Raw genomic sequence first — 13,890 nt, 5'->3', positions numbered from 1 at the left:
CAAGCTAGTCTAATAAAAAAAGGTCCGTAATGACCATAGTCTGCTGGCCACCATTCTTGCGAGTCTGTCATTAATTTTGTTAAATCACTCTTTAAAGCTTTGTAATTCAATTTTTTAAATTCTTTGGCATAATTAAACTTTTTATCCATTGGATTAGTCAGATTAGAATGCTGACTTAATATCTTTAAATTTAAACTATTTGGCCAAAAGTCTCTGTTTGATTGTCCTCTACCCGCAGAAAACTTAGCTGTTGTTCCTGCTCCTGTTACTGGGCATTTGCTTAATTCTGTGTTTTTGAAATCTTTATTTGTGAACTCTGTGCTCATGTATCTCCTTTTTTATATTTTATAATAATTCTAAATAAATTTGTCAACAGTTTAGAACTATTATAATGTAGAAATTGAATTAAGATTTGTCGTCTTCGACTTTAACAAGAACTTCTACTGACTTAATTTTTTTTCCAGGAATTCTTGTATTAATTTTAACTGGCTCAACATCTGCATCATCTATATCTATTAAATCTTTTTGGGTCTCATCATAGAAATGGTGGTGATGCGACGTATTGGTATCAAAATAACTTTGATCAGAATTAATTGGTATCTCTTTTAAGTACCCTTTATTTTTAAAAGCATGAACTGTGTTATAAACAGTTGCAAGTGAGATTTTGTCATTTGTTGACTTACTTATTCTTTTAACAAGTTCGTTAATAGTAAAATGAAAAGTCTTATGTGTATTAAACAGGACTTCGCAAATTTTTATTCTTTGTTTCGTTGGTCTTAAGCCAGAACTTCTTAATTTTTCTATATATTGGCTATTATTTAACATAGTAATTTATAACTATTCTAAACTAAATCTATATTATATTTTTGCTAAATCAAGTATTAAGGATATCGAAAAATGAAAAAAAGCTCATACACTTATGACGATTTAATCAGTTGTGCTAATGGTGATCTTTTTGGTCCAGGTAACGCAAAATTACCTGCACCTCCGATGTTAATGTTTGATAGGATCACAGAAATTAGTGAAAACAAAGGTGAATTTGGCAAAGGATTAATTGTTGCTGAATTAGATATAAAAGATAGTCTATGGTTTTTTGACTGTCATTTCAAAAAAGATCCTGTAATGCCAGGATGCCTTGGATTAGATGCAATGTGGCAGCTTGTAGGATTTTATTTGGGATGGCTAGGAAATCCTGGAAGAGGAAGAGCTCTAGGAGTTAACACGGTAAAGTTTACCGGTGAAGTTCTTAAAAATGTCAAAAAAGCAGTTTATGAGATTAATATGAAAAGAGTTCTTATAAAAGAAGGTACTACAGTTGGCTTAGCAAATGGAATTTTGCTTGCAGACGGCAAAAAAATTTACTCAACAGAAAATTTAAAAGTAGGTTTATTTAAATAATGAAAAGAGTTGTTGTAACAGGGATAGGGGTTGTTTCTTGTTTAGGGAACAATCAAGAGGAAGTTTATCAATCACTATTAAATTCAAAATCAGGAATTTCTTTTTCAGAAGAGTACAAAGAATACAATTTAAAGAGCCACGTGCATGGTAAGCCAAATATTAATCTTGAAGATCATGTGGATAGAAAATTTATAAGATTTATGGGACCAGGATCAGCTTATAATTATATCTCTATGGCAGAAGCAGTAAAAGACTCTGGCTTAGAGGAAAAAGATGTAAGTAACACTTCAACTGGTATGATTATGGGATCTGGTGGCCCGTCTATTGAAAATGTTATTTTAGCAGCAGATAAAACTAGAGCAAAGAGTCCTAAACGGATGGGGCCTTTTATTGTTCCGAGAACAATGTCCAGTACAGCATCAGCAACCTTGGCTGTACCATTTAAAATTAAAGGAATTAATTACACAATCAGTTCTGCATGTGCAACAAGTGGACATTGTATTGGTAATGCAATGGAAATAATTCAATTAGGAAAACAAAAAATAATTTTTGCTGGTGGAAGTGATGAAGTACATTTTGCAATGACAGCTATGTTTGATGCAATGACTGCTCTTTCTTCTAAATACAACGATACTCCTGAAAAAGCATCAAGACCTTATGATAAAACAAGAGATGGTTTTGTTATATCTGGTGGAGGTGGAGTTTTGGTGCTAGAGGAATACGAACACGCAAAAGCAAGAGGTGCAAAAATTTATGCAGAATTAACTGGTTATGGTGCTACCTCCGATGGTTATGACATGGTTGCTCCATCAGGGGAAGGGGCAGTTAGATGTATGCAGATGGCATTAAGTACAACAAAAAATAAAATAGATTATATAAACACTCACGGAACGTCTACTCCAGTTGGAGATATAACAGAATTAAAAGCAGTTGGAGAGGCTTTTAAAGATTACAAACCAAAAATAAGTTCAACAAAATCATTAGCTGGTCACTCTTTAGGCGCAACCTCAGTTCATGAAGCAGTTTATAGTTTAATAATGATGAAAAATAAGTTTATTGCTGCATCTGCAAATATTCAAGATATGGATGATGAAGCAAAAAATTACCCAATAGTAACTAAAGTTGAAAAAGATGTTAATTTAAATTCTGTAATGTCTAATAGCTTTGGTTTTGGTGGAACTAATGCCACCTTAGTTTTTGAAAAGGTTTAATAATGAGTTTGATGAAAGGTAAAAAAGGATTGATCATGGGTGTTGCTAATGAGCGATCAATTGCTTGGGGTATTTCTCAAAAACTTGCAGAAGCAGGAGCAGAACTTGCATTTACCTATTTAGGTGATGCGCTAAAGAAAAGAGTTGTTCCTTTAGCAGAAAAATTAAATTCAAATGTTACTTTTAGTTGTGATGTAGAGAAAAAAGAAGAAGTAACAAAATTATTTGAGGATATAAAATCTAAATGGGGTGAAATAGACTTTGTAGTTCATGCAATTGCATTTTCAGATAAATCTGAATTATCAGGTGAATATCTAAACACAACTAGAGAAAACTTTTTGAGAAGCATGTTAATTTCTTGTTTCTCATTTACAGAAGTTGCAAAAGAAGCATCTAAAATAATGAAACAAGGTGGAAGCATGATAACCTTAAGTTATGAAGCTAATAAAGCTATTCCAAACTATAATGTGATGGGTGTATGTAAGGCTGCACTTGAAGCAAGTGTTAAATATCTTGCAAGAGACTTAGGTTCAAAGGGTATAAGAGTGAATGCAATAAGCGCTGGACCCATTAAAACTTTAGCAGCATCAGCAATTGGAGATGCAAAATTTTTATATAAATGGAATGCTGATCATTCTTTTTTAAAAAGAAACGTTGATAATCTTGATGTTGGAAATTCTGCTTTATACCTATTAAGCAATATGGCTGGAGGTGTCACTGGTGAAATACACTATGTTGATGCTGGTTATAATAAGGTAGGAATGCCAGATCCAAAAAATATTACTTAAATTTAAGGGGCCTTCTGTTGCCCGGCATTAGATATGAAAATAGCATATTTGCTTACTTATTAAAACTACTTCGTTGTTAACTTCGTTGTCATAATGACTTATTTTCTTTTTAGTTGGTTTTTTTTGATCTAATACTTCGTTGTAAATTTGATATTATAGAAATATGAAAAAAATTGCTTATGGATTAATTGGTTTCGTTATTTTTATCTTAATAGGTTTTTTTATCTATGGTGGTTTTTTTGTTATTCTTGAAGAAATCTTTAGAGTAAGATTTAACTATGGTTTCATTGCAAGATTTGGGGTTTGGATAATTCTTGCCTTTGGAATTTTTGGTTATCACACGTTTGCATCAGAAAAATTTTCTAATTCCTTAATTTCTAAATATGTTGTTAAAATTAAGAAAAAAATCGATCTTACAAATAAATATGTCCGAGTTTATTTGGTTAGTTGGTTATTGTATGATTTTCTTTATATAATCTATTTATTTTCCGCAGAACCGTATGGTTATAGTATTCGAGGAGATGAATGGTTATCAGTTTTATCTTGGATGTTTTTATTGCCAATGGTTTTTGTTGGATTTGTGCTTTTGTATAAATGGGCGTTGAAAGGAAAATAAAAACTTTTTATTACCTAATAAAACTTAAAAACATTATACAAGTAAAACCCCCCAAAAATGACATAACTATAAACTGAAACATTGCCCAAAGTGTATAAATTATTTTAGGTGTTTTTTTTTCAGAATAAAGAATTTCAATGTTTTTTGGTTTAGTGGTGGTTTCTTTAAATATTAAAAAAAGCACATAAGCAATCCAGATTGCTAATGCTAAAATTAAAATTATTCCTAAAAAGTTCATTTTTTTTCCGAGATAAAGATAGAAACCAAAACCAGATAATAATCCTGAAACAATATATCCGTATAACCATACGTATTGAGAAATTTTTTTATGTTCTGATGTTATAAGCATACTTAAAAGGGGCGTTCTGTTGCCAGGTGCCCCATACCCCAATCTTAATTAAATGTTTTTAGGCTCTTTTTTTAAATGCCCAACAACTTTTCCAGAGTTTTTTCCAGATTTAATAACGTATCCGCTTGTGCCATTGCCATTAGCTTCAACAGATTTTAAATTTCGGAACATTAATTGATTTAGCCTAGCGATCTTTGAGCCTCGGCTAAACAAATTAAGAACTCTGTGCATTCTTTTCATACACACTCCTTGTTAGTTTTTCCAAAACTCGCTTTTAACCGATGCGATATCGGTCTCTTTATCACCATGAGATATGGTTAATGAGAGCTTACATTTTTAAAAAGGTATTGCAACTACTTAAGGAATATCAAACGCAAAATGAACAGAGATTTAAATGAAATTAAAAGCACTAAAACCAACAGAAAATATGACTGCTAACCAAATAAGACCTTTTATAAAAAAGAAAGCAAAGCCTCCAATAGCTAAATATTTCCCATATTTATTCTTAGATAAAATATTTTTAAATTTTGATAATGAGAACATTAATTAGACAGCTGCTTGTTTAATAGAAAGTTTAACTTTACCCCTATCAAACCCTATAACTTTTACTTTTACTTCATCGCCTTCTTTGACAACATCAGTAACTTTTGCAACTCTTTTGTCCGCTAATTCAGATATGTGTACAAGTCCATCTTGTTTACCTAAAAAATTAACAAATGCACCAAACTCCATAATCTTCATAACTTTGCCGTTATAAATTTTGTTAAGTTCAGCTTTAGCTGTTAAATCTTTAATCATTTGCATTGCTTTATTTCTTGAGTCTTCATCTGGTGCTGCCACAGTTACTTCACCTTCATCATTAACATCAACTTTAGCTCCTGATTTTTCAACAATTTCTCTGATTGTTGCACCACCTTTTCCAATTACCGTAGCTATATCTTTCTTTTCAACAGTTACTTTTTCCATTTTAGGAGTATGTTTTCCTACATCGTCTCTTGATTTAGATAATGCTTTATTCATCTCATCAAGGATATGTACTCTACCATCTTTAGCTTGTTTTAAAGCTTGCTCCATAATTTCAAATGTAATCCCTGTTATTTTTATATCCATTTGCAAAGAAGTAATTCCATCTTTTGTGCCAGCAACCTTAAAATCCATATCACCTAAATGATCCTCATCACCTAGGATATCTGATAGAACACTAAAATCATCTCCCTCTTTAATTAATCCCATTGCTATACCAGCAACTGGTTCTTTAATTGGTACACCTGCATCCATAAGCGCTAAAGATGAACCACAAACAGTAGCCATTGATGAAGAACCATTAGACTCTGTGATTTCTGAAACTATTCTAAATGTATATGGGAAACTTTCTTTTGTAGGCAAAGATGAGTTTATTGCTCTCCATGCTAGTTTACCATGTCCAATTTCTCTTCTTCCAGTTCCTATTCTACCAGTTTCACCAACTGAAAAAGGGGGAAAGTTATAGTGAAGCATAAATCTTTCACGTTGAAGACCTTCTAAGCTTTCAATTCTTTGTTCGTCATCAGATGTACCTAGAGTTGTTGTAACAATTGCTTGTGTCTCTCCTCTAGTAAATAAAGCTGATCCATGAACTCTTGGTAGTATTCCAACTTCACATTTAATTGGTCTTACATCAGACAAACCTCTGCCATCAATACGATTTTTATTTTTTAGTATGTCAGTTCTTACAATGCCTTTTTCAAGGTTTTTCAACTCATGCATGACATCTAGTTCTGAGTAATTTTCATCTTCTTCGTATAACTTTTTAGCTCTTTCAGTTACTTCAGATATTAAGTTTGACCTTTCTTGTTTATCTTTAATAGAAAACGCTTTTTTTAGGTCTTTAGTAAATTCACTCTCTAATTTTTTCTTTACTTCTGATAAGTCTTTCTTTTCGAAAACCCAATCAGGTTTTTTACATTCTTTTGCAAGTTCCTCAATCATTTTTATAACTGGAACAAAACCTTCATGACCAAATTTTACTGCATCCAACATTTGTTTTTCTGTCAAACCTTTTGCTTCAGACTCAACCATTAAAACTGCATCTTTGGTACCTGCTACAACTAGATCTAATTTTGAATTTTCTAATTCTTTTTTAGATGGATTTAAAATATATTTTCCACCTATAAAACCTACTCTTGATGCGCCTACTGGTCCCATAAATGGCATTCCAGATATTGCTAAAGCTGCTGAGGATGCAATAATTGATAAAATATCAGCTTCATTTTCCTTATCATAAGAAATAACAGTAGGTAATAATTGAACTTCATTTCTAAATTCATCCGGAAATAAAGGTCTAATAGGCCTATCAATCAATCTTGATATAAGTGTTTCACTTTCAGTTGGTCTTGCTTCCCTTTTAAAGTAACCTCCAGGGATTTTTCCTGCAGCATAATATTTTTCTTGATAGTTAACTGAAAGTGGAAAGTAATCTATTTCGGGATTAACCTTTTTTGCACCAACTACTGTTGCTAAAACTACTGTTTCTCCACATGTAGCTATTATAGCACCATCAGCTTGTCTTGCTATTTTTCCTGTTTCTAAAGTAATTTTCTTACCATTTATATCAATTTCTTTTTTAAAAATTTTAAACATTTATTTCCTTAAATTTAGTTTTGTTAATATATTTTTATATGAGTCAATTTTATTTTTCTTAAGATAGTCTAACAGTTTTTTTCTTTTATTAACTGCTTTTAATAGTCCAACAGATGAATGTTTATCTTTTTTAAATTGTTTTACATGTTTTGACAACGTTTCGATTTTATCTGTTAAAAGAGCTATTTGAACTTCTGAGGAGCCTGTATCTTTTTCGTGTAGGCTCACTTCTGAAACATTTTTTTTCATATTTTTTTCCTATTTATTAGCTTGTTTGATTAAATTTTCAATTTTTTCTGCATATTCAAAAGACTCGTCTTTTACAAAAAATAATTTTGGCAAAAATTTCATTATAATTTTTTTTGATAAAACTTTTCTTACGATGAAAGAAAATTCCTTTAATTTTGACACAGTTTCTACTGAGTTTTTACCACCTAAAGGCATTATAAAAACTTTAGCATTTTTTAGATCAGGACTCATCCTAACTTCAGTTACCGTTATTTCTTTTGTCTTAATATTAGGTATTTTTGCCTCATCTTTTAAAAATATCATGCTCAACGATTGCTTTATCATTTCTCCAACCCTTAATTGTCTTTGACTAATTGGTTTTCCTGCGTTTGCCATAATTATATGACCCTATCTGTTGTTTTAGAACTATAGGCTTCTATAATATCTTTTTTTTGAAAGTCACCAAAATCTTTAAAAGATATACCGCATTCTAAGCCAGCTGATACTTGCTTAGCTTGGTCTTTTTCTCTAAATATTGTACTTATTTTTCCATTATAAACTATTGTTCCATCTCTAATTATCCTTGCTAACGCGTCCTGAGTAATTTCACCATCAATAACTTTTGATCCAGCAACTTTGCCTACTTTCGATACTTTAAAAATTTCTAATATTTCAGCTGAACCAATTATTTTTTCCTCTACATTTGGTGTAAGTAATCCGGACATCTGGTTTTTTACAAAATCAATTAATTCATAAATTATATTAAATGATGAAATTTTGATATGATTATGCTCTGCAATTTTTTTAGCTTCTTTGCTAGGTTTTACATTGAAAGCTATCAAAATTGCATTAGATGCTTTAGCTAAATTAACATCTGTCTCTGTAACCATTCCTACGTCGGACAAAATTATTTTAACCTTCACTTCGTCATGTTTTATTAAATTAATTGCATTTTTAATAGCCTCCGACGTGCCATGCACATCTGATTTAACTATTACGTTTAAATCTTCTGACTTGTTATCCTTAAATGCTGATTCTTGAGTAAACATAGTTAGTGGATTTTTAGATGTTTTAATTTCCTCAATTCTTGCTTCGGACAAAGACTTTGCCTCTTTTTCTGAGTCTAAAACTAAAAAATCATCTCCTGATTTTGCAGCACCATTAATTCCCAACACTTCAACAGGAGTAGATGGTAATGCCTCATTAATTTGTTTTCCAGTATCATCAATAATTGCTCTTACTTTTCCCCATTTCGTGCCACATACAAAATAATCTCCTTTTTTGAGTTGTCCTGTTGTAACGATTATATTTGCGATTGGACCTCTGCCAACATCAATTTTTGATTCTAAAACAACACCATTAGAGTTAGAATTAAAATCACATTTCAAATCTAGGATTTCTGCTTGAAGCAAAATTAATTCTAATAATTTATCAATATTTTTTTTTGTTTTTGTAGAAATTTCAACCATTATTGTTTCACCAGACAAATCCTCTGAAATCAATTCATGTTCTAAGAGTTGATTTTTAATTTTCTGTGGGTCAGCATCAGGCAAATCACATTTATTAATTGCTACAACAATTGGTACTTTTGCTGCTTTTGCATGTTTTATAGACTCAACAGTTTGTGGCATTACTCCATCATTTGCAGCAACAACTAATACAACTATATCTGTAAGTTTTGAACCTCTTGCTCTCATTTCAGTAAATGCAGCATGACCAGGTGTATCTATAAATGTAATCTTTTGATTATTTTTTTCAATTTGATAAGCTCCTATGTGCTGTGTAATGCCACCAAATTCACCTGATACAATATTTGTACTTCTAATTACATCCAAAACTGAGGTTTTACCGTGATCAACATGCCCCATAACAGTAATGATTGGTGGACGATTTTTTAGATTTTCGGATTTAGTTTCTTTAATATTTTTTATTATTTCGTCTGTCTTTTTTTCCCTAATAGGATTATGACCAAATTCTTTAACTAAGTATTCTGCAGTATCAGAGTCAATTGTATGATTAATCGTAACAGAAACGCCCATACCCATCAGATGTTTGATTATATTTGATGATTGCTCGGCCATTCTATTAGCAAGATCTCTGATTGTAATAAATTCAGGAATATTAATATTTCTTTTGAAATTAATGCTTTGTTCATCACTAATTTGATTTTTTGATACCCTTAATTCTTTTTCTCTAGCTCTCTTTATTGATGCAAGGCTTCTAGATTTAAACTCTAAATCTTCACTCAAAGCTCTTGAAACTGTAAGCTTAACCTCCCTTTTTTTTGTGCTAAATTTTGACTTATTTTCTTTATCTTTTTGATTATTTTCACCTCTAATTCCTTTCATTGCTTTTTGCTCTGCTAACTTTCTTCGCTCGTAGTCACTCAGTTTTGAAATTAGTGGTTTTGCTTTAAAATTTTTTTTAAAATTACTTGAAACTTTATTGAAAGGTTTTGAAAACTTCTTGTCGTTGGATGAAAAGGTTTTTTTACCTACAAAATTTTGTTGAGGGGTAAATGTTTTTTTTGGTTTTCCTGTTATTGTAAGTTTTTTTTTTTGTTTTTCCATTTTCCATTAATTATTATAAATTTTTTCTCTTGCTTTCATTATAAGCTCGTCTGCCTCAGTTCTTGATAAAGCAAAATCTTCTAGATAACCATTGATCTTTACTTTTTCACCTTTAATTATATCAAATCCACCTATTAATTCATCAGAGGCTAGATCAGCAAAATCATTTAAAGTTAAAATTTTTTTTTCTCCCAATGTAAGAAGCATCCCTGGGGTTAATCCTTTATGATTAATTAAATCTGTTTCCAAACCTAAGTCCTCAATTTTCTGTTGTATTTCCTCTTGACTTTTTTTGTGAAATTCTGCTGCTCTTTCTATCAATTCTTTGGCTGTTTCCTCTTCTATACCCTCAATTTTAACTAAATCGTTTAATTCACAATTCTTAATTAAGTCAATTGATGAGAAGCCTTCTGCTACTAAAAGTTGACCTAATGTCTCGTCTACTTCTAAATTTTTCATAAGATTTTCTGTTCTGTCTTTGAACTCTTCTTGTCTTTTTTCTGACTCCTCTTGATCAGTCATAATATTTATTTCGTAGTTGATAAGCTTTGTAGCTAATCTTACGTTTTGTCCTCTTCTACCTATCGCTTTACTTAAATTTTCTTCGTTTAAAATAACATCTAGTTTTTTTGCATCTTCATAAACGTTAACCTTTAAGACTTCTGCAGGTGATAATGCGTTTGAAACTACTACAGTTATATCCTCTGACCAATTTACAATATCAATTTTTTCACCTTGTAACTCGTTTACTACAGCTTGAACTCTACTACCCCTCATTCCAACACAAGCTCCCACTGGATCTAACGATGTATCAATAGCTTTAACACAAATTTTCGCTCTGCTCCCTGGATCTCTTGCTGATGATTTTATTTCAATCAGTCCATCATATATTTCAGGAACTTCTTGTATAAAAAGTTTTTCCATAAATTTTGGATGAGCTCTTGAAAGAAAGATTTGTTGTCCTCTTTGTTCTCTCCTAACATCATAACAATAGGCTTTTATTCTATCACCAGCCTTAATATTTTCTCTAGGTATCATTTCGTTTTTTTGTATGATCGCCTCAGCTTTGCCTAAATCAACTATGACGTTACCAAATTCTAATCTTTTAACAATCCCACTAAGTATTGTATCTTTTTTATCTATAAAATCGTTAAACTGTCTTTCTTTTTCTGCCTCTCTTACACTGAAACTGATAACTTGCTTAGCAGTCTGAGCTGCGATTCTTCCAAAGTCAAATGTGGGGAGAGGTTGTAATATTTCTTCACCCAATTTTTTTTCATTATTCAATGCTTTTGCACTTTCTAGGCTAATTTCGGTATTATTATTCTCCGGACTCTCAACTATTAGTAATTTTCTAAAAATTTCGATATCTCCGTTATCTCTATTTATATTTACTTGTATTTCATTTTCGTTGCCAAATTTTGATTTTGCTGCCTTTGCTATACCAGTCTCCATAGAATTAATAATTAATTCCTTATCTATAGATTTTTCTAGCGCTACTGCCTCCGCAATTCTTAATAATTCAAGTTTATCTGCACGCTTGTTTAACATATTTTGTTCTCCAAAAAAAAATGGGCCGAAGCCCACTTTGATATATCAATAATATTATAGGTTTTATAATTAATATTTATAAATTTTCAACTTATTATTACTTACTGAATATGTCTTTTTTATCAACTTTTTCCCATGAAAAAGAGCCATCAGGTCCTGGATCTCTACCAAAGTGTCCATATGCTGCAGATTTTTCATATATAGGTTTATTTAATCCTAACATCTCCCTAATGCCTCTGGGACTTAAATCAAAATTTTTCTGTATTAAGCTTTCTACATGTTTGTTCTTTTCTTCATCGTTATCAAATAAATCTACGTAGATTGAAAGTGGCTTTGACACACCAATAGCATATGCTAATTGAATTAAACACTTATCTGCAATTTTTGAAGCTACAATATTTTTTGCAAGATATCGTGATGCATATGCAGCTGATCTATCAACTTTCGTGGGATCTTTTCCTGAGAAAGCTCCTCCACCATGTGGTGCAGCTCCACCATAAGTGTCGACTATTATTTTTCTGCCTGTTAGACCGCTGTCTCCATCGGGACCACCAATAACAAAATTTCCTGTTGGATTGACATAAATTTCTTTATCGGACAAATTTTTTAGTAATTCTTTAGGAATTGATTTTTCAATATAAGGCTTAACTAAATCTCTAACTTGAGATTGATTTACGTCTGCGGAATGTTGGGTTGATATTACGACAGATTTTACATTAAAAGGTTTTCCATCTTTATATTCTATTGTTATTTGACTTTTAGAGTCCGGCTCAATATTTTTTAATTTTCCAGATTTTCTATCCTCAGCCATAAGCCTTAATATTTTATGTGAATAGTGTATAGGTGCTGGCATTAGAACATCTGTTTCATTGCATGCATATCCAAACATAATTCCTTGATCCCCAGCTCCCTCATCTTTATTTCCTGAAGAGTCAACTCCCATTGCAATATCTGATGATTGAGCATGCAAATGACTTTCTATTTTTGTAGCTTCTTTATAAGTGAAACCATCTTGATCATATCCTATGTCTTTAATACAAGATCTGACTTTCTGGATTAAATCGTCTTTTTTGATTTCAGGTCCCCTTACCTCGCCAGCCAAAACAACTTTATTTGTTGTAGTTAAAGTTTCGCATGCGACTCTGGACTGAGGCTCAGCGCCAAGGTAAGTATCTACTACCATATCAGATATTCTATCACAGACTTTATCTGGATGCCCTTCAGATACAGACTCACTTGTAAATAAATAGTTTTTTTTCATTTAAGTTTTTTAAAAAGAAAAATTAAACTAATATAAATAAATGCTAAAAAAAAGAAAATCTTGTTACCATATATACTAAAGAATGTAGGAAAAGCTTTAGAAACTGAGTTAATTTCTATGCTTCCCTTTTCAGTTGTGTCGAGCATCTTATTAATTTTGCCATTTGAGTTTACATGAGCAGAAATACCATTGTTGGCAACTCTTAAAATATCTTTACCTTCCTCAATTGATCTAAATATAGAGTGGGAAAAATGTTGAACAGGTCCTATGCTATTTCCGAACCAGCCGTCTTCAGAAATATTTAAAATGAAATCATAATTATCTGTATTTTTAGTTAATGCACCAGAAAATATAATTTCATAACAAATTAAAGGCAAAAATGAAATTTCACCTATACTAAGAATGTTTCTCTCGGTTGAAGAGCTGAACGACTTATATCCATGAGTAATTTTTTTTAAACCAAACTTGCTTAAAAATTTTTCTAAAGGGAGAAATTCTCCAAAGGGAACGAGCTTGTTTTTATTATATTTATCCTCTATTTCAAATTCCTTGTTAAATACTGCTAATGAATTAAATATTTTTTCTCCATCGTCAAATGTAATACCTAAGATTATTTTTGAATTATCAGTTAATTGATTAGAAATATTATCAAAATCATTTTCTAGCTGATTTATTTCTCCAATATTGGTTATACCTTCTGGATAAACTAAAATTAAATCTTTATCAAGTGGATAACTATTTTGAAAAAGTTCATTTATTTTATCTTCTATAGGTTCATCAACAAAAAACCTCTCAATATTAAACTTAGGTGAAACTAATTTTATTGATGGAGATATTATTTTTTTTGGTTTATTTTCAGCTTGTTCAATTTTATTTAATCCATAATAAATATTAATTGATAAAATTAAAACTGCTAATAATAAGATAGTATATTTTCTTAAATTTTTAACATTAAAAAAAATTATTATTGGTAAAGTGTAAAAAGTAATAACCAGTAAGTTTAAAGAGTAGGTTCCTATAAAACTAAGTATTTGCAGTGAACTAATAATATTAACTAAACTAAATGTAATTAAATTCCAAGGAAATCCACCAAGAATTGTTCCCCTCAAGTATTCCACAACAGAAAATGAAAGTGAGAAAATTAATATTGAACTAAAATTCATTTTTATATTAAAAAATTTCAGTAGATAGGAAAATAATCCATAAAATAATGATAACAAAGAGGGAATTAATAAAATTGATAAAATAATTAAATTTTCAAAATTTTCATCGTATTTAAGAGAATTTGAAATCCAATAT

15 protein-coding genes and 1 pseudogene are annotated in these 13,890 nt (G+C 30.8%); 5 read left to right on the top strand and 11 right to left on the bottom strand.

The features are described from left to right. Together AMN80_RS02080 and AMN80_RS02075 are read right to left on the bottom strand one after the other, a co-directional pair. Window positions 1–326 (bottom strand): annotated as a pseudogene (locus tag AMN80_RS02080) (catalase/peroxidase HPI); the annotation flags it as partial. Window positions 327–405: 79 nt separating this feature from the next. Next, entirely contained in the window at window positions 406–825 is a 420-nt protein-coding gene (locus AMN80_RS02075; RefSeq protein WP_075520354.1) for a Fur family transcriptional regulator, read from the bottom strand. 72 nt (window positions 826–897) lie between these two features. Between AMN80_RS02075 and fabA the strand changes: the two genes are divergently transcribed. The 4 genes from fabA to AMN80_RS02055 all read left to right on the top strand — a co-directional run bounded on the left by fabA (window position 898) and on the right by AMN80_RS02055 (window position 4,013). Further along, complete coding sequence (gene fabA, locus AMN80_RS02070; RefSeq protein ID WP_075520353.1) at window positions 898–1,398, top strand: bifunctional 3-hydroxydecanoyl-ACP dehydratase/trans-2-decenoyl-ACP isomerase; 501 nt, start codon at window positions 898–900, stop codon at window positions 1,396–1,398. Further along, window positions 1,398–2,609 carry a beta-ketoacyl-ACP synthase I gene (fabB, locus tag AMN80_RS02065; protein WP_075520352.1) on the top strand — a complete coding sequence of 404 codons (1,212 nt, stop codon included), beginning with the start codon at window positions 1,398–1,400 and terminating at the stop codon, window positions 2,607–2,609. The genes fabA and fabB overlap by 1 nt, the downstream gene beginning before the upstream one ends. A gap of 2 nt (window positions 2,610–2,611) precedes the next feature. Continuing rightward, a complete protein-coding gene (locus AMN80_RS02060; protein ID WP_075520351.1) occupies window positions 2,612–3,397 on the top strand; it encodes an enoyl-ACP reductase FabI in 786 nt (261 codons plus the stop codon). A gap of 163 nt (window positions 3,398–3,560) precedes the next feature. Then, window positions 3,561–4,013: a hypothetical protein gene (locus AMN80_RS02055; RefSeq protein ID WP_075520350.1), complete on the top strand. Its 453-nt coding sequence runs from the start codon at window positions 3,561–3,563 to the stop codon at window positions 4,011–4,013. Between the two features lie 10 nt (window positions 4,014–4,023). On the opposite strand, the gene AMN80_RS02050 is transcribed toward AMN80_RS02055, so the two are convergent. Beyond that, window positions 4,024–4,362: a hypothetical protein gene (locus tag AMN80_RS02050; protein WP_075520349.1), complete on the bottom strand. Its 339-nt coding sequence runs from the start codon at window positions 4,360–4,362 to the stop codon at window positions 4,024–4,026. Between the two features lie 48 nt (window positions 4,363–4,410). After that, on the bottom strand, window positions 4,411–4,533 hold the full coding sequence (locus tag AMN80_RS05600; RefSeq protein WP_256997974.1) for a hypothetical protein: 123 nt from the start codon (window positions 4,531–4,533) through the stop codon (window positions 4,411–4,413). Window positions 4,534–4,756: 223 nt separating this feature from the next. Here AMN80_RS05600 and AMN80_RS05530 point away from each other — a divergent pair, with 223 nt between their 5' ends. Then, window positions 4,757–4,912 (top strand): hypothetical protein, encoded by a 156-nt coding sequence (locus tag AMN80_RS05530; protein WP_179850270.1) that lies wholly within the window; start codon window positions 4,757–4,759, stop codon window positions 4,910–4,912. Here the strand turns inward: AMN80_RS05530 and pnp are convergent. The 7 genes from pnp to lnt form a co-directional block, all read right to left on the bottom strand. Then, window positions 4,909–6,981, bottom strand: a complete 2,073-nt coding sequence (gene pnp, locus AMN80_RS02040) for a polyribonucleotide nucleotidyltransferase (protein ID WP_075520347.1) — start codon at window positions 6,979–6,981, stop codon at window positions 4,909–4,911. The two genes, AMN80_RS05530 and pnp, sit on opposite strands and share 4 nt — an antisense overlap. Continuing rightward, complete coding sequence (rpsO, locus tag AMN80_RS02035) at window positions 6,982–7,230, bottom strand: 30S ribosomal protein S15 (protein ID WP_075520346.1); 249 nt, start codon at window positions 7,228–7,230, stop codon at window positions 6,982–6,984. A gap of 9 nt (window positions 7,231–7,239) precedes the next feature. Then, window positions 7,240–7,605 carry a 30S ribosome-binding factor RbfA gene (rbfA, locus tag AMN80_RS02030; protein ID WP_075520345.1) on the bottom strand — a complete coding sequence of 122 codons (366 nt, stop codon included), beginning with the start codon at window positions 7,603–7,605 and terminating at the stop codon, window positions 7,240–7,242. A gap of 2 nt (window positions 7,606–7,607) precedes the next feature. Continuing rightward, the gene (gene infB / locus AMN80_RS02025; RefSeq protein WP_075520344.1) at window positions 7,608–9,779 is read right to left on the bottom strand and encodes a translation initiation factor IF-2; all 2,172 of its coding nucleotides are present in this window, start codon (window positions 9,777–9,779) and stop codon (window positions 7,608–7,610) included. A 6-nt stretch (window positions 9,780–9,785) separates the two neighbouring features. Continuing rightward, window positions 9,786–11,330, bottom strand: coding sequence for a transcription termination factor NusA (gene nusA, locus AMN80_RS02020; protein WP_075520356.1), 1,545 nt, complete (start codon window positions 11,328–11,330; stop codon window positions 9,786–9,788). A gap of 97 nt (window positions 11,331–11,427) precedes the next feature. Further along, window positions 11,428–12,591: a methionine adenosyltransferase gene (gene metK / locus AMN80_RS02015; protein ID WP_075520343.1), complete on the bottom strand. Its 1,164-nt coding sequence runs from the start codon at window positions 12,589–12,591 to the stop codon at window positions 11,428–11,430. Beyond that, a partial coding sequence (gene lnt, locus AMN80_RS02010) for an apolipoprotein N-acyltransferase (RefSeq protein WP_082256538.1) occupies window positions 12,588–13,890 on the bottom strand: 1,303 nt, incomplete at its 5' end. The genes lnt and metK, both read right to left, overlap by 4 nt.

This window comes from Candidatus Pelagibacter communis (genome assembly GCF_001179985.1).
GTDB classification, from domain to species: domain Bacteria; phylum Pseudomonadota; class Alphaproteobacteria; order Pelagibacterales; family Pelagibacteraceae; genus Pelagibacter; species Pelagibacter ubique_J.
The sequence above is the reverse complement of the archived record's forward strand: the minus strand, read 5'-3'. Positions and strand labels throughout refer to the sequence as shown.

What these genes read in the sequence shown, in the direction of transcription:
- AMN80_RS02075 (WP_075520354.1), bottom strand. Translation starts at nt 825, where the DNA reads ATGTTAAATAATAGCCAATATATAGAAAAATTAAGAAGTTCTGGCTTA.
- fabA (WP_075520353.1), top strand. Translation starts at nt 898, where the DNA reads ATGAAAAAAAGCTCATACACTTATGACGATTTAATCAGTTGTGCTAAT.
- fabB (WP_075520352.1), top strand. Translation starts at nt 1,398, where the DNA reads ATGAAAAGAGTTGTTGTAACAGGGATAGGGGTTGTTTCTTGTTTAGGG.
- AMN80_RS02060 (WP_075520351.1), top strand. Translation starts at nt 2,612, where the DNA reads ATGAGTTTGATGAAAGGTAAAAAAGGATTGATCATGGGTGTTGCTAAT.
- AMN80_RS02055 (WP_075520350.1), top strand. Translation starts at nt 3,561, where the DNA reads ATGAAAAAAATTGCTTATGGATTAATTGGTTTCGTTATTTTTATCTTA.
- AMN80_RS02050 (WP_075520349.1), bottom strand. Translation starts at nt 4,362, where the DNA reads ATGCTTATAACATCAGAACATAAAAAAATTTCTCAATACGTATGGTTA.
- AMN80_RS05600 (WP_256997974.1), bottom strand. Translation starts at nt 4,533, where the DNA reads ATGTTCCGAAATTTAAAATCTGTTGAAGCTAATGGCAATGGCACAAGC.
- AMN80_RS05530 (WP_179850270.1), top strand. Translation starts at nt 4,757, where the DNA reads ATGAAATTAAAAGCACTAAAACCAACAGAAAATATGACTGCTAACCAA.
- pnp (WP_075520347.1), bottom strand. Translation starts at nt 6,981, where the DNA reads ATGTTTAAAATTTTTAAAAAAGAAATTGATATAAATGGTAAGAAAATT.
- rpsO (WP_075520346.1), bottom strand. Translation starts at nt 7,230, where the DNA reads ATGAAAAAAAATGTTTCAGAAGTGAGCCTACACGAAAAAGATACAGGC.
- rbfA (WP_075520345.1), bottom strand. Translation starts at nt 7,605, where the DNA reads ATGGCAAACGCAGGAAAACCAATTAGTCAAAGACAATTAAGGGTTGGA.
- infB (WP_075520344.1), bottom strand. Translation starts at nt 9,779, where the DNA reads ATGGAAAAACAAAAAAAAAAACTTACAATAACAGGAAAACCAAAAAAA.
- nusA (WP_075520356.1), bottom strand. Translation starts at nt 11,330, where the DNA reads ATGTTAAACAAGCGTGCAGATAAACTTGAATTATTAAGAATTGCGGAG.
- metK (WP_075520343.1), bottom strand. Translation starts at nt 12,591, where the DNA reads ATGAAAAAAAACTATTTATTTACAAGTGAGTCTGTATCTGAAGGGCAT.